The sequence below is a fragment of the Cupriavidus sp. 05T42 genome (assembly GCF_056396345.1).
In genome coordinates this window covers 62,860-81,699 of the sequence record NZ_JBFTLH010000015.1, presented here as the reverse complement: position 1 = coordinate 81,699, position 18,840 = coordinate 62,860, and the positions used below count along the sequence as shown (strand labels likewise).

Below are 18,840 nucleotides of genomic sequence, written 5' to 3'. Positions count from 1 at the left end.
GAAAATCCGCCGTTCGATATGCGCAAATAACAAAGCGGCCGGAACGCTGTCCGGCCGCTTTCTCCCAGTCCCAACAAGGGTGGATTACCAGTTGGTCTCGCGCTCCGGGGTGGCCGAAATGCGGTGCAGGGTCAGGTCCGCGCCATTGAACTCGGCTTCGGCATCCAGTCGTATTCCGACGAATTTCTTCAGTGCACCGTAGACTACCGTGCCGCCCACCAGCGCGATGACGATGCCGAGCGCCGTGCCGATCAGCTGCGCGACCAGCGACACCCCGCCCATGCCGCCGAGCGCATGGGTGCCGAAGATGCCCGCCGCGATGCCGCCCCAGGCGCCGCACAAGCCGTGCAGCGGCCAGACGCCCAGCACGTCATCGATATGCCACTTGTTCTGGGCCAGCGTAAACAAATAGACGAACAGCACGCCGGCCACCGCGCCGGTGATCAGCGCGCCGAGCGGATGCATGAGGTCCGAGCCGGCGCACACGGCCACCAGCCCGGCCAGCGGGCCGTTGTAGGCGAAGCCGGGGTCGTTGCGGCCGGCCCACCACGCCGCCAGCGTGCCGCCGGCCATCGCCATCAGCGAATTGATGGCCACCAGGCCGCTGATCTTGTCCACGGTCTGGGCGCTCATCACATTGAAGCCGAACCAGCCCACCGCCAGCACCCAGGCGCCGAGCGCCAGGAAGGGGATGTTCGAGGGCGGATGCGCGCTGATGCGGCCGTCCTTCGAGTACCGGCCGCGCCGGGCGCCCAGCAGCAACACGGCAGGCAGGGCGATCCAGCCGCCCACGGCATGCACGACGACCGAGCCTGCGAAATCGTGAAACGGCGAGCCCGCAACCGAGGCGATCCAGTCCTGGATGCCGAAGCGGTTGTTCCAGGCGATACCTTCGAAGAACGGGTAGACAAAACCTACCAGGATGAAGGTGGCGACCAGTTGCGGATTGAATCGCGAGCGCTCCGCAATGCCTCCCGAAATAATCGCCGGAATGGCCGCCGCAAATGTGGCGAGGAAGAAGAATTTCACCAGTTCATATCCGCTCTTTTGTGCCAGGACTTCGGCACCGGACATGAATTGCACCCCGTACGCCACCGTATAACCGACAAAAAAGTAAGCAATCGTGGAAACGGCAAAATCAACAAGGATTTTCACCAGTGCATTCACCTGGTTTTTCTTGCGCACCGTGCCGAGTTCCAGGAATGCAAATCCCGCGTGCATGGCGAGTACCAGGATGGCGCCGAGCAGGATGAACATCGCATCGGCGCCCGTTTTCCAGTTTTCCATTGCTACCTCAATGCTCAAAATGGGAGCACGAGTATGCAAAATCCGTTCCAGACAGCGATGCAAAATGGGGAAAATAGCGCCGAGGCGGTGCGTGGCGCACTGGTGTGGCGTTTCCGGGCGAGTTGTCGGATCAACTATTGCGCGCAGCGGCTGCGCCGCCGTACGAGCCACGCCTCATTATGGATCGCCATGCGCCAAAAGCGGGCGTATAGCGCGCGCTGTGCGATCCAGAATGGTGCGTCCTCGCCCGGGGGGAGGCCGACGAAGCGCGGCCCCGTGCATGTGCGCCGCACGATACGTGTCGGGCTGAAAAAGTGACGATTCCATTTGGGGAAAAGAGGGGTAAAACCCCCGCTAAGTCTTGCCAGAGAACGTTTTCCGGCCGTTTTCGTTGCTTCGGTGCCACTGGGGATTGCCCAAGGCGCAAAGGGCAGATTAGACTGCGCCGATCGGTAATTTGCCGGCAGGCAGATGTCCGGTGACGACGACCAACAAGGGAAATCTAGCCATGAATAAAGGTGAACTGGTATCGGCCATCGCCGCGGAAGCAGAACTCAGCAACGCCGCCGCMGAGCGCGCGCTGAACGCCGCGCTGGACAGTATCAAAAAGGCAGTGGCCAAGGGGGACTCGGTCACCCTGGTGGGGTTTGGTAGCTTCAGCTCGGGCAAGCGTGCTGCCCGTACCGGCCGCAATCCGCGCACCGGCGAAACGATCAAGATCCCGGCCGCCAAGACGGTGAAGTTCTCCGCCGGCCAGGGTTTCAAGGACGCCGTGAACAAGAAGAAGTAAGCAAGTTCGCGTTCTTGAAAGTAAGGAAAGCGGCCTTCGGGGCCGCTTTTCTTTTTGGGCCATGATGTCCACGCGCGGATTTGCCCATTGGCGCGCCTCGTCGGGTTACACTGCCCGCGCCTCAGGCTCGATTTCTGGATTTTCTGCGATGAACGATCTGTCCCACCAGCTTTCCATGACCGTGCTGATGACGCCGGACATGGCCAACTTCTCCGGCAACGTGCACGGGGGCACCATCCTGAAGTACCTGGACATGGTGGCCTACGCCTGCGCCAGCCGCTACGCCGGCCGCTATGTGGTCACGCTGTCGGTGGACCAGGTGATGTTCCGCCAGCCGATCCACGTGGGCGAACTCGTCACCTTCCTGTCTGCCGTGAACTACACCGGCCGAAGCTCGATGGAAATCGGCATCAAGGTGGTGACTGAGAATATTCGCAGCAAGGTGGTACGGCATACCAATAGCTGCTACTTCACGATGGTCGCCGTGGACGACAACGGCGCGCCGGCCGAGGTGCCGCCGCTGCAACCGCGTGACGAGGTGGAGCGCCAGCGCTTTGCCGCCGCCCAGCAGCGCCGCGCGCTGCGCCAGGAAATGGAGCGCCGGCACGACGAGATCAAGGGTTCGGCGGACTGACCATGGCGAACATCCGCATCGGAATGATGGCCGTCGCCGGCCTGTGGGCGCTCTCCAGCATCACGCAGGCCGAGGAAATCGGCAGCGTCAGCACGAATTTCCGCGTCACCGGCTCCGACAAGGTGGTGATCGAAGCCTATGACGATCCGCAGGTGGACGGCATCACCTGCTACGTCTCGCGGGCGCGCACGGGCGGCATCAAGGGCTCGCTCGGCATGGCCGAAGACCCGCCGGAAGCCTCGATTGCCTGCCGCCAGGTGGGCCCCATCACCTTCAAGGGCCCGGTCAAGGCGCAGGAAGACGTGTTTTCCGAGCGGATGTCGATCCTGTTCAAGACCCTGCACGTGGTGCGTGCGGTGGACCGCAAGCGCAACACGCTGGTCTATCTGACCTACTCCGACCGCATCGTCAGCGGCAGCCCGCAGAACGCGGTGACGGCGGTACCGGTGCCGGCCGGGACACCGATCCCCGTCAAGTAAGCCTCAGCCCCTCAGCAACCTCAGGCTTCAAACAGCTTGCGCAGATTCGATTTCAGAATCTTCCCATTGGGATTGCGCGGCAGCATCTCCCCGCTGACGATAATCCGCACTGGCACCTTGAACGCCGCCAGCTGCTGCCGCACGAAATCCTGCAACTCCGCTTCCGTGGCAGCCATGCCCGGCTTCAGGCTCACCACCGCACCGGGCTCCTCGCCCAGCGTGCGGTGCGGGATGCCGACCAGCGCCGCATCCATGATGGCCGGATGGGCGTACAGCGCGCTTTCCACCTCGATGCAGTAGATGTTCTCGCCGCCGCGGATCAGCATGTCCTTCATCCGGTCGACGATATAGAGGAAGCCGTCCGCATCCAGCCGGGCGATGTCGCCAGTGTGCAGCCAGCCATCGACGAAGGTCTTGGCCGTCGCCTCGGCCTTGTTCCAGTAGCCGTGCACCACGTTCGCGCCGCGCACCATCAGCTCGCCGGTCTCCCCCAAGGGCAGCGCGCGCCCGAAGCCATCGTCGATCTTCATCTCGCCGATGGGCAGGGCCGGGCCGCTGCTGTCTGGCCGGRACACGTACTCTTCCGCGCTGTGGCTGGTGAAGGTGGCCGAGGTCTCCGTCATGCCCCAGCCAATGCCGGGCGCCGMGTGTGGAAACACTTCCTTGATGCGCCGCACCAGTTCCGGCGAGGCCGGTGCGCCGCCATAGTTCATGTTCTCCAGCGATGACAGATCGAAGTCGCCGCGCTGGGGATGCTCGATGATCTGCCAGGCGATGGTCGGCACGCCGCCGGCCCCCGTGCAGCGTTCGCGCTCGATCAGCGCCATGGCCTGGAGCGTGTCCCAGCGATGCAGCAGCACGATTTTGCCGCCCGTCGCGAGTGCGCCATTGAGCACTGACATGCAGCCCGTGACATGGAAGAACGGTACCGCCAGCAGCGCCGCCTTCTGCGGGGCGTTCGGATCCGGCTCGGGCACCGGCTCGCCGCGCCGCAGCAGGTTGCGCAGCGGGCTGAACTGGGCCGCCACGGCCACGGAGGTGGCGTTGCGGTGCGAGCCCACGGCGCCCTTTGGCTTGCCGGTAGTGCCCGAGGTGTAGAAGATCGTCGCGTCCTCGTCCGGGTCCAGCGGGATGGCCGGCAACGATTGCGAGGGCAGGCCGTTCCAGGCCGACGACGGGCCGATCACCGATTCGAGCGTAGCGATATGGGCGTCGCCCGTGATTTGAGAAAAGTCGCCGCTCTCCGGCAGTCGCGACACATAGACGCGCTCCAGCGCCGGGCAGGCCGGCAGGTGCTCGAGGATGCGGCCGAGCCGCTCGTTATCGACGATGGCGATCCGGCTGCCCGAATCGGCCAGCCCGTATTCGAGTTCGGCGCCCGTCCACCATGCATTGAGCGGCGTGACGATGGCGCCCGCCAGCAGCGCGCCAAAGAACGCCACCGGCCATTCGGGCAGGTTGCGCATGGCCACGGCAACGCGGTCGCCCTTGCGTACGCCGTCCCGGATCAGCTGGTGCGCCAGCGCCGTGGCGGCCAGTGCGAACGCGCGGTAGCTGACGCGCTCGTCCTCATAGACGACGAAGGTCTTCTCGCCCCAGCCGGCGGCCACCAGGAACAGGTCGCGTAGCGTGGGCGGGGCGTTTTTCCAGACAGTCGTGGGAATGCCACGGATCACGCGCGTCTCGGTTTCGAAGGGCGCGCCGGGCGCGGTCAGGCGGGCGTGGGCTTCGGCGAGGGACATCACCGKCCACGCGGCGGTTTGCTGAGGATGTTGCGACATGACTGCCTCCGGGGCTGCATTGCAGGTGGACGTGCAGAAACGCGAAGGGCGGCAGGAGCCGGAGCCACCGCCGCCCGGGAGGGGGTGGGGTCAGATCGTGACGCCGCCGTCCACGACCATCGCCTGGCCGGTCATGAAGGTGCTGGCGGCCGAGGCCAGGAAGCAGGCGGCGCCGGCAATCTCGACCGGCTCGCCGATGCGGCGCAGCGGGGCGCCCTGGGTCGATTGCTTGTAACGCTCGGGATCTTCCCACAGCGCGCGCGCGAAATCGGTCTTGATCAGGCCGGGGGCGATGCAGTTCACGCGCACGTTATGCGGCCCGAACTCCACGGCCAGGTTGCGCGCGAGCTGGAAATCGGCCGCCTTGGAGACGTTGTAGACGCCAATCGTCGGGGAGCCGCGCAGGCCGCCAATCGACGACACGATGATGATTGAGCCCTCGCGGCGTTCGATCATCTGTGGCGCCACCATCTGGATCAGCCAGTGGTTGGAGATGACATTGTTGTCCAGCACCTTGCGGAACTGGTCGTCCGTCACGCCGCTCATCGGCCCGTAGTACGGGTTCGAGGCGGCGTTGCAGACCAGGACGTCCACCTTGCCGAAGGTGCGGTTGGTCTCGTCCACCAGGTGCTGGAGGTCTTCCTTCGACGAGATATTGGCCGGCACGGCGATGGCGGTACCGGCGCCGTGGCGCGCGTTGATGGCGTCCACCACTTCGGCGCAGGCTTCGGCCTTGCGCGACGAAATGACCACCTTGGCGCCTTGCACGGCCATCTGCTCGGCGATGGCGCGGCCGATGCCGCGCGACGAACCGGTGATGATGGCAACCTTGCCCGACAGATCGAACAATGACATGGTGTCTCCTGAGGATCGCGGCGGTCTTGCCGTCGCTGGATATATGAGGTGCCGGGACATTATGGGGACGCCGCCCCCCTCAGTCCACCCGCAAACCGCCACGCCGGGGGTGGTATCAGCAAACTTTCTGCGGGCAATTCACGCGATGCATGACGCGTGCCGCAGCGTGGAACGCTCTGCCCCTTATATGCCCCTCATGCCTCCTTGTCGGCGGCGAGCACGCGCGGCAGGGTGGCGGCCAGCGCACCGCGCAGCGGCGCGTCCAGGGGGATGCCGAAGCGGTGGATGATCAGGTCGATGACGGCCTCGGCGTCGTCCAGTTCCTGCTTCTGGACGCTGCCGTCGGCGGCGCGCGCGGCGAACTGGCCGTTGCGAAGCGCCAGGCGCACCCCGTCCTCCACCCGCGCCACCATCAGCGTCTGTGTGAACTGGCTGTCTGGATGGGTCGACACGTACCAGTTGCGCGCCACGTAATCGATCTTCGGCTGCGGGGTCAGGTCGAAGCGGTACATCACGCGCCAGTCGTCCGCGCCGGTGCCGTCATCGGACCGGAATTCGAGGTCGTAGGCGTGGAACGCGGTGCTGGCCAACTGCGCCGCCGGCGTGGGCGTCAGCCGGAACGGCACGTCAGGGTCGACCGGCAAGGACAGCGGTAGCGCGCGGTCGAGTGTGGTGCCGCCGAAGCCCACGTCGGCCAGATAGCTCTCGTGGGCCACCTCGACGCGCAGCAGCATGTGGGAGAGCCCGGTGGGCGGATGGTCCGCCGGCAGCCGCCAGCGCACGCGCGCGGCCAGGGGCACCACGGTATAGCCGAGCGCCTTGAGCCCGGCGCAGAACAGGGTATTGAGCTCGAAGCAGTAGCCGCCGCGCCCCTGGGTGACGAGTTTTTCGAACACGTCCGGCACGTCGATCCGCACGGGTCGGCCCGTGAGCGGATTCAGGTTCTCGAACGGGAGATGGGCGAGCTGGGCTGCGATCAGCGCGTCCAGCGCGGGGAGGTCGGGGCTGGCTGGCGCGGCATCGAGGCCGATCCGCGCCAGCCACGCCGGTAGCTGATCGGGCGAGAGCGGGGAAATTTCATCGACGGGAAGCATGGGGTTCGCTGTCTCCGTGGGGGTCCGATAGCGGCCCGGGTGGCGGTTGGTTTGGCGAGAATGCCAGGCTGCGCCGACGGAATCCGCTTCGTCAGCGGTGGGGTAGACCGAGGCCGGCGCGCCCACTACTATAAGTCCACAACGCCACCGGCACCGATGCCCCACGCATGACAGGGTCATCCTCAGCCGGGCCCTCTCACAGGAGACGCCCCGTGAAAACCCTGATCGAGCATCTGTCGCATTACGCGGCCTATCACCGCGATCGCCGCAACATCGTCACCCATTTCGTCGGCATCCCGATGATCGTGCTGGCCGTGACCACGCTGCTCGGCCGGCCCGCCCTGCCGCTCGGCGAGGGGGCGGCGTTCCTCACCCCGGCCATGGTCGTCTACGCGCTCTCGTGCCTGTTCTACCTGCGGCTGTCGTTCGCCTTCGGCCTCGCCATGGCGGTCATTCTGGCCGTATTCCTATGGGTTGGGGCATGGATTGCCGCGCTGCCGACGGCGGCCTGGCTCGCTTCCGGCATCGGCCTGTTCGTGGTGGGATGGATCATCCAGTTCGTCGGGCACTACTACGAGGGGCGCAAGCCGGCGTTCGTCGATGACCTCGTCGGGCTGCTGATCGGCCCGCTCTTCCTGGTGGCGGAGACCGCGTTCGCGATGGGCCTTGCCCGCGAAACGCACGACGCAATGGCCGCGCACGTGCACTGATCGGGTCAGATTCCAGATCTTCGGGCACACGCCGCGCACGCCAAAGTGGGGGGACGTACCCCCTTTACGCGTGCGCAAGGCCCGCTCGCGAGCCCGTTGCTGACGCAAAGCAGCGACAAAACCCGGGGTTTTCACTGGGTTTGACGTGCCTCATGTACGAAAACCCCTTGACTTGCGGTACTTTCCGCTATGATTCAGTGCGTACCGGCACCCGTGATTCGCAACGTGCCACTGCGGTGAGACGCAGCGATACGCAGCGATACGCCGGGACACATTCTTCAACTCACGTATATCGATATGGCGACCAAAGCGAAACCGACCACGAAGACTGCAACCAAGCCCGCTGCCAAGAAGGCACCGGCAACCAAGGCACCCGTGAAGGCTGCCGCCAAGAAGGCCGCTCCGGCCAAGAAGGCTGCTCCCGCCGCTGCTCCGGCCCCGAAGCCGCTGAAGGACACCTTCAACAAGTCGAGCCTGGTCGCTCACCTGGTAGCTCAGACCCAGCTGGAAGCCAAGGCCGTGAAGTCGGTGCTGGCCCATCTGGAAAACACCATCGTCAGCGCGCTGAACAAGAAGGGCGCCGGCGAATTCACGCTGCCGGGCCTGCTGAAGGTGACCGCACAGCAAGTGCCGGCCAAGAAGAAGCGCTTTGGCAAGGACCCGTTCACGGGTGAAGAGCGTTGGTTCCCGGCCAAGCCGGCCAGCGTCAAGGTCAAGGTCCGTMCGCTGAAGAAGCTGAAGGACGCCGCGGCCTGATCGCCACGCATCTTTGGTAGTCCTGAAAACCCCACCCGCTCCGGCGCGTGGGGTTTTTTGTTGCCCGGATGCCCGGGCGGCGAGGGCGGGTCAGTACGCCTTGAAATTGGCCGCCACGCGCTGGCGCAGGAAATCGCCCGCCGAGATGGCTGGGTACAGCCGCGCAGGGCCCTCGATCGTCGCCTCGCGGTTGGCCTGGCAGAAGAACGCCAGGCTGTAGCGCGGGCCCATGTACTCGCCCGGCGCGGGGTTGCGCACGCGGTGGAAGTTGGACGGCAGGCGGTCATCGCTCCAGCGCATCAGCATGTCCCCGATATTGCACGTGATGACGTCCTCGTCCGGGGCGATGGGCGTCCACGCCTGCGCCTCCATCTCCTTGCCCGGACAGACCTGCAGGCCGCCCTGGCCCTGGCGCTGGAACAGCAGCGTCAGGCAGTCGAAATCCGTATGGGCACCGGCACGCCAGAGTTCGAGTTTGTCCTGCGCCTCGGGCGGAATCGCGTAGTAGTGCAGCAGCCGCAGCGTGCTCTGGTAGTCCGGCGCGGCCGGGTCGTGGGCGCGCGTGAAGAATTCCGGATCGAAGCCGAGCTTGTCGGCGAAGCAGGACAGGAGCTTCATGCCCACCTCCCAGCACTGGCGCTCGAAGGCCAGCATGGTGGCCTGGAAGCCGGCCAGCTCCGCCTCAGTGGGCCATAGCGGCGCCATGTGCGGGCGCGTGATCTGGTAGGACTCCTTCTGGTCCGGCGTGCCCGTGGACGGCCGTACCTGCGCGCGGGACTCCCAGCCCGCGTTGTTGGCCTTCTGCAGCGGATACAGGCCCTTCACGGCCTCCGGCAGCGCGAAGAAGCGTTCGGTCATGGCGAAGGCTTCGCGCACGGCGGCGAGGTCGATGCCATGGTTCGCTACCTGGAAGAAGCCGACGTCCACGGCCGCATGCCAGAGTTCGTCGGCGATCTCGGCCTTGCGGCGGGGGTAGTCGGAGAGGTCGATGCGGCGGATCTCGCGCGCGCTGGTCTCGTGGCCTTGCGCGCCCATGCGGGATTCGCGGGCCAGTTCGTGGAGGGAGGCGGTGTCGGTCATGATCGTTCCGGAGTCAGGAAAGGTTGGGTGCGGTCCTGCCTTTCGCGCGATGACTGCCGGGGGATCTGACCTGCGGACGATCTCTTGAGCCCCGGTGCCAGTCGCGCAAGGGCGGGGCACGGACGTCAAGAGCAATTTCCTGCCGCGCACCGGGGGTGGGCGGTTGAACGCTTCTACTCTTCGGGGGGTGAGATTGCAGGTTTCGGGCCAGCCGGCACGACCCGGTTTTGACCCAGTTCCGGGCCGATTTGCGCCGGGGTGGCGCACGCCATGCCGCAGGATGGTGCGGCGCGCCCAAAAAAACGCCGGCGCAAAGGCCGGCGTTCAGTTCTTTCCTCCCGCAGCGGGGAGGGCACCACATGACCGCTTACTGCGGTCCCAGCTTGCGGATCAGGGCGTCCAGCTTGCCCATTTCCTCTTCGTTCAGGTCCGTCAGCGGTGCGCGCACCGGGCCGGCATCGTGGCCAACCAGCTTGGCGCCGGCCTTGACGATCGACACCGCGTAGCCGTGCTTGCGGTTACGGATGTCCAGGTACGGCAGGAAGAAGTCGTCGATCAGGCGACCCACGGTAGCGTGGTCGTCCGCCGCGATGGCGCGGTAGAAGTCCATCGCCGTCTTCGGGATGAAGTTGAACACGGCCGACGAGTACACCGGCACGCCCAGCGCCTTGTAGGCAGCGGCGTAGACCTCGGCGGTGGGCAGGCCGCCCAGGTAGGCCAGGCGGTCGCCGAGCTTGCGGCGCACGCGCACCATTGCCTCGATCTCGCCCACGCCGTCCTTGAAGCCGATCAGGTTCGGGCAGCGGTCGACCACGCGTTCCAGCAGGTCGGCGCCGATGCGCGAGTTGGCGCGGTTGTAGACGATCACGCCGCACTTGGTGGCCTTGCAGACCTCTTCAATGTGGTTGGCGATGCCTTCTTCGCTGGCTTCGGTCAGGTAATGCGGCATCAGCAGGATGCCGTGCGCGCCCAGGCGCTCGGCTTCCTTGGCGTATTCGATGGCCACGCGGGTCGGGCCGCCGGCGCCGGCCAGGATGGGTACCTTGCCACGGCAGGTTTCCACCGCGGTGCGGATCACGTTCGAATAGTCCTGCTGCGTCAGCGAGAAGAACTCGCCCGTGCCGCCGGCTGCGAACAGGGCCGAGGCGCCGTACGGGGCCAGCCATTCCAGGCGTTCGATATAGGTCGACGGGCGGAAATTGCCCTGTTMGTCAAAGTCGGTCACGGGGAACGAAAGCAGGCCGTCCGAAATAATCTGCTTGAGTTCTTGCGGTGTAGTCATGTCGCTCATCCTGATCGCCACATGGCGAAAATGGTGTGGTTTGTTAATGGGGCAAGGCCCGTTCGATGACCTCGCACCCAACTGCTGAGTGGATTCGAGATAAGTCATCGTACAACTAACAACTTGACGGTGCAAGGGCTAAGGGCACGACCGAGGGAAAACCCCGGCATTTTTGCCCGCACCGGGGGTGGGCAGACGAGGGGGGCGTCACATCGCCCAGACCTGCCGATCGCCCGCCAGGCCGCAAGGAGATTGAAAGGAAGGCCATCGGGCCCGATGCCCGAAAGCATGGCGATTTGCACCGTTCAGGGTAAACGCGCACTGTGTCTGACGGAACCGCGTCCCTATAATCGCAGTCGTACGACGACATATCACAAGCCGGTTCCCACGCATTCTGCACCCGGTCCCCGGCTGTGAGGAGACCCCGATGAACGCAAGCCCCACTTCCAGCACCGCCGCCGCGACTTCTGTCGAAGGCGCGCGCCGCACCAACGTCCGCTACTGGATTCTCCTGCTCATCTTCATTGTGACCACGGTCAACTACGCCGACCGGGCCACGCTGTCGATCACCGGCCCCGCGATGCGCGAGGAGTTCGGCTTCAGCGCCGTGCAGATGGGCTATATCTTCTCCGCCTTCAGCTGGGCCTATGTGATGGCGCAGATTCCAGGCGGCTGGCTGCTCGACCGCTTCGGCGCACGCCGCATCTACGCGGCCAGCATCTTCGTCTGGTCGTTCTTCACGCTGCTGCAGGGCTGGCTGGGCGTGTTCGCCACCATCGGCTCGGTCATGACCGTGCTGTTCGCGCTGCGCTTTGCCGTGGGCCTGGCCGAATCGCCGGCTTTCCCGGCCAACGCCAAGGTGGTCGCCAGCTGGTTCCCCACCGCCGAGCGTGGCACGGCATCGGCCATCTTCAACGCCGCCCAGTACTTCGCCGCCGTGGTCTTCACGCCGCTGATGGCCTGGGTCGTCCATAGCTGGGGCTGGCACCACGTCTACCTGTGGATGGGCCTGATGGGCATGGCGCTGGCGCTGGTATGGCTCAAGATCATGCGCAGCCCGGCCACGCACCCGGCCGTGAACCGCGCCGAACTCGACTATATCGAGCAGGGCGGCGGGCTGATCCATATGAACGAAGGCGCCGGCCAGGCCAAGGAAAAGGCACCGGCGGGCTGGTTCTACGCCAAGCAACTGCTCTCCAACCGCATGCTGGCTGGCGTGTACCTCGGCCAGTACTGCATCAACGTGCTGACGTACTTCTTCCTGACGTGGTTCCCGGTGTACCTGGTGCAGGCGCGCGGCATGTCGATCCTGAAGGCGGGCTTCGTGGCCTCGCTGCCGGCTATCTGCGGCTTCCTGGGCGGGGTGCTGGGCGGGGTGATCTCCGACAGCCTGCTGCGCAAGGGCTACTCGCTGACCTTCGCGCGCAAGCTGCCCATCGTGGTCGGCATGCTGCTGTCCGTGTCGATGATTGCCTGCAACTACGTGGATGCCGAGTGGCTGGTGGTCGGCATCATGGCGCTGGCCTTCTTCGGCAAGGGCATTGGCGCGCTGGGCTGGGCTGTGGTGGCCGATACGGCGCCCAAGGAGGTCATGGGCCTCGCCGGCAGCATTTTCAACACCTTTGGCAATATCGCCGGCATCGTGACGCCGATCGTGATCGGCTATATCCTCAGCGTCACGGGCTCGTTCAACGGCGCGCTGGTTTTCGTGGGCATCAACGCCCTGGTCACCGTGGTGAGCTACCTGGTGATCGTGAAGGACATCCGGCGCGTGGAACTGAAGCACGCCTGATATAGAGAGAAGACAAGGACCCCCCAACATGTCTGAACAGGATTCCCCGGTGGCCGCCCAGGCCGTGGCTGCCGACCCCAAGCCGCTGTACATCCGCATCCACGCCGACGACAACGTGGCCATCATCGCCAATGACGGCGGCCTGCCCGCCGGCACGGTGTTCCCGTGCGGCCTGACGCTCGTGGAACGCGTGCCGCAGGGCCACAAGGTGGCGCTGGTGGACCTGAAGCAGGACGACGCGGTCATGCGCTACAACGTGGTGATCGGCTACGCGCTGAAAGACCTGCCGCGCGGCAGCTGGATCAACGAGCGCGTGCTGCGCATGCCCGAGCCGCCGGGCCTGACCGACCTGCCGATCGGCACGCGCGTGCCGGCGCCGCTGCCGCCGCTGGAAGGCTATACCTTCGAAGGCTTCCGCAACCCGGACGGCTCCGTGGGCACCCGCAACATCCTGGCGATTACCACCACGGTGCAGTGCGTGTCCGGCGTGGTCGAGCACGCGGTGCGCCGCATCAAGGCCGAACTGCTGCCGCGCTACCCCAATGTCGACGACGTGATCGGCCTGGAGCACACCTATGGCTGCGGCGTGGCGATCGACGCCCCCGATGCCATCGTGCCCATCCGCACGCTGCGCAACATCGCCCTGAACCCCAACTTCGGCGGCCGCGCGATGATGGTGAGCCTGGGCTGCGAGAAGCTCCAGCCGGAACGCCTGATGCCGCCCGGCACGATCCCCATCCAGACCGGCGCCGGCGAGGTGCAGGTGGGCGTAGTCTGTCTGCAGGATGACCAGCACGTGGGCTTCGGGTCGATGATCGACTCGATCATGACCATGGCCGAATCACACCTCGAAGTGCTGAACGCGCGCCAGCGCGAGACCTGCCCGGTCTCCGAACTGGTGGTGGGCGTGCAGTGCGGCGGCAGCGACGCMTTCTCGGGCGTGACCGCCAACCCCGCCGTGGGCTACGCCACGGACCTGCTGGTGCGTGCCGGCGCCGCCGTGATGTTCTCGGAAGTGACCKAGGTGCGCGACGGCATCGCCCAGCTAACCGCACGGGCCGCGACGCCGGAAGTGGCCGAGGCCATGATCCGCGAGATGGACTGGTACGACCGCTACCTGGACCGTGGCCGCGTGGACCGCAGCGCCAACACCTCGCCCGGCAACAAGAAGGGCGGGCTGTCGAACATCGTGGAAAAGGCGATGGGGTCCATCGTCAAGTCGGGCAGCTCGGCCATCTCCGGCGTGCTGTCACCGGGCGAGAAGCTCAAGCAGAAGGGCCTGATCTACGCCGCCACGCCGGCCAGCGACTTTATCTGCGGCACGCTGCAACTGGCCGCCGGCATGAACCTGCACGTGTTCACCACTGGCCGGGGCACGCCGTATGGCCTGGCCGAGGTGCCGGTGATCAAGGTGGCCACCCGCAACGACCTGGCGCGCCGCTGGCACGACCTGATGGACATCAACGCGGGCCGCATCGCCACCGGCGAGGCCACCATCGAGGATGTAGGCTGGGAGTTGTTCAACCTGATGCTGGACGTGGCCAGCGGGCGCAAGAAGACCTGGGCCGAGCACCACAAGCTCTACAACTCGCTCGCGCTGTTCAACCCGGCGCCGGTGACCTGAGTCACTGGCTGGGCAGGGAAGAGAAGGGGCCGCCGTCGCGCGGTCCCTTTTTTTGCCGATGCGCTGCGCCCGGGGCGAAGCCCGCTTCGCCGCACCCCCATCCCCATCCCCCGGATCACGAATCCGCCTTCGCACTGCCCACGCGCCCGCGTGAGGCAATCCCCTGCAATATCAACGACTTGCCGACGCACACCCGCCTGGCACGCCTGCTGCAATAGGGTTTGACGAGCGAGACGTCCTATCTCGCCAACCCTGAGCGGAAAGGAGTCGCAAATGCACGATATCGGAAGTTCCAGGCCCGGTGGCTGGGGTGCCGGCTACAACGAGTTTGAACAAGGGTTCTCCTCCGAAATGGCCGGCGAATTCGGCCAGGAGCTGGAGAACGAGTTTGCCAACGAGTTCGGGAACGAGTTCGAGCAGGGCGAGGCGTCCTTCGGCAACGAATTCGAGAATGAGTTCGAGAACGAGATCTCCGGCGAGATGCAGGAGATGGAGCTGGCCGCCGAACTGCTCGCCGTCAACAACGAGCAGGAGATGGAGCAGTTCCTCGGCGGGCTGATCAAGTCGGTGGGCCGCGCGGCCACGGGTTTCGCCAAGTCGTCGGCGGGCAAGGCGCTCGGGGGCATCCTGCGCTCGGCGGCGAAGTCGGCCTTGCCGATTGTCGGCAGCGCGCTGGGCAATCTCGTGGTGCCGGGCGCCGGCGGGGCCATCGGCGGCAAGCTGGCCAGCATGGCCGGCAACGCGCTGGGGCTGGAACTGGAGGGCCTCAGCAACGAGGACCGCGAGTTCGAGGTGGCGCGCCGCGTCGTGCGCATCGGCCGCCATGCCGCCAATCACCTGGCGACGACCCCCATCCCCCCGCAGGTGCCGCCAGCCCGGGCGGCGCACGTGGCCTTCCTGCGCGCGGCAAAGCAGGTGGCGCCGGGGCTGCTGCCGGCGATGAAGCAACTCTCGCGCAATGGCGGGGCTGCTCCGCCGCATGGCGGAAATGGTGGCGGGAACGGCAGCGGGATGGGCATGCAGCACCCGGGCACGTCGATCTTCGGCCCGGCGTCGGGCGGGTCCCACTTGCCGGTGCCGATGGGCCAGTCCCATCCGGGCGGGGCCGTGGCGACGGTCGGATGTCCCTCGTGCGGTACGCAGGTCCAGGCCCCGCACACGGGCCACTTCCCACACGGCGGGGTCTGGCGGCGTTCGCGCAACGGGCGCGCCATCATCCTCTACCTCGGTCCGCAGCAGCGGCCGGCGTACTGAGCGCCACGGGACACCGCGATGAACCCGAGCCTCCACGCGCTGCGTCTGCTGGAACAGGAAGCGCTGGGCATCCGCGCACGCCTGGACGCGCAGCTGCCCTATGCGTTGCAGATGCCGATGGTGCCCGCCGCCAATGTCAGCGATGAGGCGATGGGCGCCATCGAGCGCCATATGCAGGCGGAGCGCAAGCAGCTGCGCGTGCGCATCACGGGCTTCCTGCGCCTGCTGCGCGGCCTGCAGCCCACGCCGCGCGACGTGGCGCGGGCCCAGCAGCGCTATGCCCTGCTCAAGCTGTACTTCCATGCGGCGCTCACGCACTTCGAGATCTTCGCGGAAGTGCTGACGCAGCGCAGCCAGCACGGCACCGGCATCTGGCTCTCGGGCCTCGACGTGGCCGCGCAGGATGGCCTCAAGCAGCCCGGCTCGTCGATCGAGGCGCCGCCCGTCATCTGCTACGTCGAGCGCGGCCATGGCGGTGCCATCCGCCGCGCCCGCACCCGGCTGCCGGGCGGCGGCGCCAATCCGGTGGCGGTGATCCGCATGCCGCGCGAGCGGATGGTGGGCACGGGCATTGCGGCGTCCCTGTTCCATGAAGTGGGGCACCAGGCGGCGGCGCTGCTGGACCTCGTCAACGCCTACCGGCGGGCGTCCGCCAGCCGCGTGGGGCAGGGGCGCACCCCGGCGCAGCGGATCTGGCAGGCGTGGGATCGCTGGATCAGCGAGATCGTGGCGGATCTCTGGGCGGTGTCGCGCGTGGGCATCGCTGCCACGTGCGGGCTGATGAGCGTGGTGAGCCTGCCAAAGGCGTTCGTGCTGCGCATCAACCTCGACGATCCGCATCCGGCACCGTGGATCCGCGTGAAGCTGTCCCTGGCCATGGGCCGCGCGCTCTATCCGCATCCGCAGTGGGACGCGCTGGAGCAGGTCTGGGAGCAGCTCTATCCGCGCTGGCAGATGAGCGCGGCCCAGCGCGAAGCCTTCGATCAGCTGGACCGCGCCGTGCCGTGGTTCGTAGCGACCTTGCTGTCGCTGCGGCCCCCGGCGCTGGACGGCCGCTCGCTGGCGGAGGCGCTGCGCCTGCCAGACCGTCACCCCAAGCGGCTGCTGGCCGCCTGGGAGCGGGTCARGCAGCGCCCGCAGGAGGGCTTGGCGGACACGCCGACGCTGGCCTTCGCGGTGCTCGGCCAGGCGCGCTACAGCGGCCTGCTGCCGGCCAATGACGAGCTGCAGATCATCTCGGCGCTGCTGCAGCGCTGGGCGCTGGCCGGCTACCTGCCCTGGTCGGCGGGCAGCAGGCAGCTGAGTGTGGTGTTGAACCAGCGCCGCCCGGTCCGGACCCCGGTTCCGGCTTATGCATGATTTTCGTGATTTCCGTGATGGCGTGAAATTGCTGAGGGAGAAATGTGATGGTCAATTCGGACGATATCCACCCCTACAAAGACGTCTTGATCGTGAAGACGACCAAGGGGATGGACGGTGACTACGATGTCACGATACCCGTCTACGGGCTCAGCAACAGCCTGCAGGCGCAATGCCACATCGGCGACCAGCCCACGGACACCCGGAAGGTCGCTGACACCGGCAGCCCCCAGACGCTGACGGCGCGCATCACGCTCAGGATGAAGAGCGGCGTGGACCTCCCGGCCAAGATCGAGATCATCAATGGACTGATCGAGCAGCTGGTCGACCCCAAGGCCATCAGCGCCCAGGAGTCGGCCGATATTGGCGTGTACCTGTCCCAGGGGCATGGCGTGGAACTCAGCCGCGACGTCGAGATCCCGCCGAGGGAAGTGGTGCCGAGCGAGCCCAGTTTCCACCCGCTGGACGACCCGATCGCGGACCGCTCCGGGCCGCTCGACACCGAGCAGTACGTCAGCCCGACCACGGTGCGCCTGCAGCGGACCCCGCGCGCGCTCACCGGCGACGTGGCCCTGTGGCTGCTGATCAAGATGAATGCCGACATGCTCGGCTGGGACAACTACGTCAAGCAGATCGATTCGCTGTTCTTCCCGGACGCGAACACGCCGCTGGGCAAGGATGGCGAGCCGTTCCTCTATGGCGGCGCGGCCCGGCTCAGCCGGCGCCGTTTCCTGCCCTTCACGGACACCGACGCCTACCGGGCCCTCAAGGTGGCGACGGAAGCCTTCGTAGTCACCTGGGGGGCCGTGGTGCCCAGCGGGCCGACGGCCAACGACATCGCCCGGCTGCTGGCCTATGACCCGACCGCCATCGCCCTGGCCAACGACCGCCTCGGCCTGAAGATCACCAAGCCGGACGTGCTGGCGAACAAGTATTTCGGCGGCGGGGCCTCGCCCACGCTCCCGTACCTGCAGCGGATTGCCTCCGCCCTGCAGGGCACGGACGCGGCGGAACGGATCAACCGGGCGCTGACGGACCGGACCGTGCCGGAAGAGCGCGCCGCGCTACCAGGAGAAGGCGTCACGCCGACGCCCCAGCGCCACCTCGACCAGTGCGGCGAAGGCTGCCTGTGGCTCGACCACTGGAACCAGGACATCTCGGCCAAGCTGACCTATCCGCCGCTGATCGAGCTGATCTGGAGCTACTGGATGGAGGAACTCCAGCTGGTGCAGACCATGAACGCGATCTCCCGGCGCTTCCAGAACGTCTCCGCCGGCCCACGCGACCCGCTGGCCCAGTTCGAACTCGATTCCCTGCGCCCGCTCAACAACATCATCTGGGGCTGGGTGCAGGACGAGCAGCACCGCCTGCCGATCGAACGGCGCGCGGCGGAGTACCAGCACGAGTACGGTTTCCAGCTCATCGGCCGGGCCGTGCCGCAGGTGCAGCCGGCCGACACGCGCAGCAAGTTCCTGGGCGCGTTCCACACGCTGCTCAACCTGTGCGTGCCGTTCTTCCGCCAGGCCGACGACACCACGGTGGTGCCGGACGGCTTCCCGCTGCTGAACGCGCTGCGCGAGGTCCACCTGATCCTGTCCGAAGGGGCCCACAACCAGTTCCGCGACCTGCCMACCACCTCCCGCGTGGAGATGATGATGCAGCAGTGGATGCTGGCGCGCCCCGAGTTCCGCGAGTTCCTGCCCCGGCGCGCGATGGTGGCGTATCCGGAGCCGTGGATGCACTCGGTGGAGAGCATGCGCAAGCTGCAGGGCTGGGGCGATACCAACACCTACCAGTTCTGGCAGTTGGCCACCACGGGCGAGCAGATCGTCTCGTCGATCCGATGGAGCGACTGGAACTCGGTCAGCGACCCGGTCAATGCCGCGAACTGGGCCGCCTTCTTCCGGCCGGAGATCCAGACCTATATCCACTCCTACCGGGCAGTGACCGGCGTGGATGTGGGCGTGGAGCCGGTGGACGTGCAGGTGCCCGGCATGCACCTGCTGCGCAGGCTGCACGAGCACAAGGGCGGGCTGCGCATCGCCTAGCGCGGACGGAGCGGC

At 66.4% G+C, this 18,840-nt stretch carries 16 protein-coding genes; 10 read left to right on the top strand and 6 right to left on the bottom strand.

What is annotated here, in order from left to right; all coding sequences use genetic code 11:
• Positions 1-84: 84 nt before the first annotated feature.
• Entirely contained in the window at positions 85-1,287 is a 1,203-nt protein-coding gene (locus tag AC1EJR_RS19810) for an ammonium transporter (protein ID WP_441593334.1), read from the bottom strand.
• 508 nt (positions 1,288-1,795) lie between these two features.
• Between AC1EJR_RS19810 and AC1EJR_RS19805 the strand changes: the two genes are divergently transcribed.
• The 3 genes from AC1EJR_RS19805 (at position 1,796) to AC1EJR_RS19795 (ending at position 3,190) form a co-directional block, all read left to right on the top strand.
• Positions 1,796-2,077: an HU family DNA-binding protein gene (locus AC1EJR_RS19805; RefSeq protein ID WP_008651272.1), complete on the top strand. Its 282-nt coding sequence runs from the start codon at positions 1,796-1,798 to the stop codon at positions 2,075-2,077.
• A gap of 148 nt (positions 2,078-2,225) precedes the next feature.
• Entirely contained in the window at positions 2,226-2,711 is a 486-nt protein-coding gene (locus AC1EJR_RS19800; protein WP_092296653.1) for an acyl-CoA thioesterase, read from the top strand.
• A 23-nt stretch (positions 2,712-2,734) separates the two neighbouring features.
• Entirely contained in the window at positions 2,735-3,190 is a 456-nt protein-coding gene (locus AC1EJR_RS19795) for a CreA family protein (protein WP_441645003.1), read from the top strand.
• A 20-nt stretch (positions 3,191-3,210) separates the two neighbouring features.
• On the opposite strand, the gene AC1EJR_RS19790 is transcribed toward AC1EJR_RS19795, so the two are convergent.
• From AC1EJR_RS19790 to AC1EJR_RS19780, 3 genes are all read right to left on the bottom strand, one after another.
• The gene (locus AC1EJR_RS19790) at positions 3,211-4,971 is read right to left on the bottom strand and encodes a class I adenylate-forming enzyme family protein (RefSeq protein WP_477147439.1); all 1,761 of its coding nucleotides are present in this window, start codon (positions 4,969-4,971) and stop codon (positions 3,211-3,213) included.
• Between the two features lie 90 nt (positions 4,972-5,061).
• Positions 5,062-5,826 carry an SDR family oxidoreductase gene (locus tag AC1EJR_RS19785; RefSeq protein ID WP_092296647.1) on the bottom strand — a complete coding sequence of 255 codons (765 nt, stop codon included), beginning with the start codon at positions 5,824-5,826 and terminating at the stop codon, positions 5,062-5,064.
• Positions 5,827-6,020: 194 nt separating this feature from the next.
• Entirely contained in the window at positions 6,021-6,920 is a 900-nt protein-coding gene (locus AC1EJR_RS19780; RefSeq protein WP_477113484.1) for an arylamine N-acetyltransferase family protein, read from the bottom strand.
• Positions 6,921-7,132: 212 nt separating this feature from the next.
• Here AC1EJR_RS19780 and AC1EJR_RS19775 point away from each other — a divergent pair, with 212 nt between their 5' ends.
• Both AC1EJR_RS19775 and AC1EJR_RS19770 read left to right on the top strand, forming a co-directional pair.
• Entirely contained in the window at positions 7,133-7,630 is a 498-nt protein-coding gene (locus AC1EJR_RS19775; RefSeq protein WP_477113485.1) for an Mpo1 family 2-hydroxy fatty acid dioxygenase, read from the top strand.
• Between the two features lie 297 nt (positions 7,631-7,927).
• The gene (locus tag AC1EJR_RS19770; protein WP_477147438.1) at positions 7,928-8,386 is read left to right on the top strand and encodes an HU family DNA-binding protein; all 459 of its coding nucleotides are present in this window, start codon (positions 7,928-7,930) and stop codon (positions 8,384-8,386) included.
• 90 nt (positions 8,387-8,476) lie between these two features.
• Here AC1EJR_RS19770 and AC1EJR_RS19765 read toward each other — a convergent pair whose 3' ends face one another.
• Positions 8,477-9,466, bottom strand: a complete 990-nt coding sequence (locus AC1EJR_RS19765) for an isopenicillin N synthase family dioxygenase (RefSeq protein ID WP_441593253.1) — start codon at positions 9,464-9,466, stop codon at positions 8,477-8,479.
• A 367-nt stretch (positions 9,467-9,833) separates the two neighbouring features.
• Positions 9,834-10,748, bottom strand: a complete 915-nt coding sequence (kdgD, locus tag AC1EJR_RS19760; protein ID WP_477147437.1) for a 5-dehydro-4-deoxyglucarate dehydratase — start codon at positions 10,746-10,748, stop codon at positions 9,834-9,836.
• Between the two features lie 427 nt (positions 10,749-11,175).
• Between kdgD and AC1EJR_RS19755 the strand changes: the two genes are divergently transcribed.
• The 5 genes from AC1EJR_RS19755 (at position 11,176) to AC1EJR_RS19735 (ending at position 18,825) form a co-directional block, all read left to right on the top strand.
• Positions 11,176-12,540, top strand: a complete 1,365-nt coding sequence (locus AC1EJR_RS19755; protein ID WP_092296632.1) for an MFS transporter — start codon at positions 11,176-11,178, stop codon at positions 12,538-12,540.
• A gap of 28 nt (positions 12,541-12,568) precedes the next feature.
• Entirely contained in the window at positions 12,569-14,164 is a 1,596-nt protein-coding gene (garD, locus tag AC1EJR_RS19750; RefSeq protein WP_477147436.1) for a galactarate dehydratase, read from the top strand.
• Positions 14,165-14,437: 273 nt separating this feature from the next.
• Complete coding sequence (locus AC1EJR_RS19745; RefSeq protein WP_092296626.1) at positions 14,438-15,418, top strand: hypothetical protein; 981 nt, start codon at positions 14,438-14,440, stop codon at positions 15,416-15,418.
• 18 nt (positions 15,419-15,436) lie between these two features.
• On the top strand, positions 15,437-16,777 hold the full coding sequence (locus AC1EJR_RS19740; protein ID WP_477147435.1) for a hypothetical protein: 1,341 nt from the start codon (positions 15,437-15,439) through the stop codon (positions 16,775-16,777).
• 47 nt (positions 16,778-16,824) lie between these two features.
• Positions 16,825-18,825 (top strand): 8-amino-7-oxononanoate synthase, encoded by a 2,001-nt coding sequence (locus AC1EJR_RS19735; protein WP_477108383.1) that lies wholly within the window; start codon positions 16,825-16,827, stop codon positions 18,823-18,825.
• The last annotated feature ends 15 nt before the right edge of the window (positions 18,826-18,840 follow it).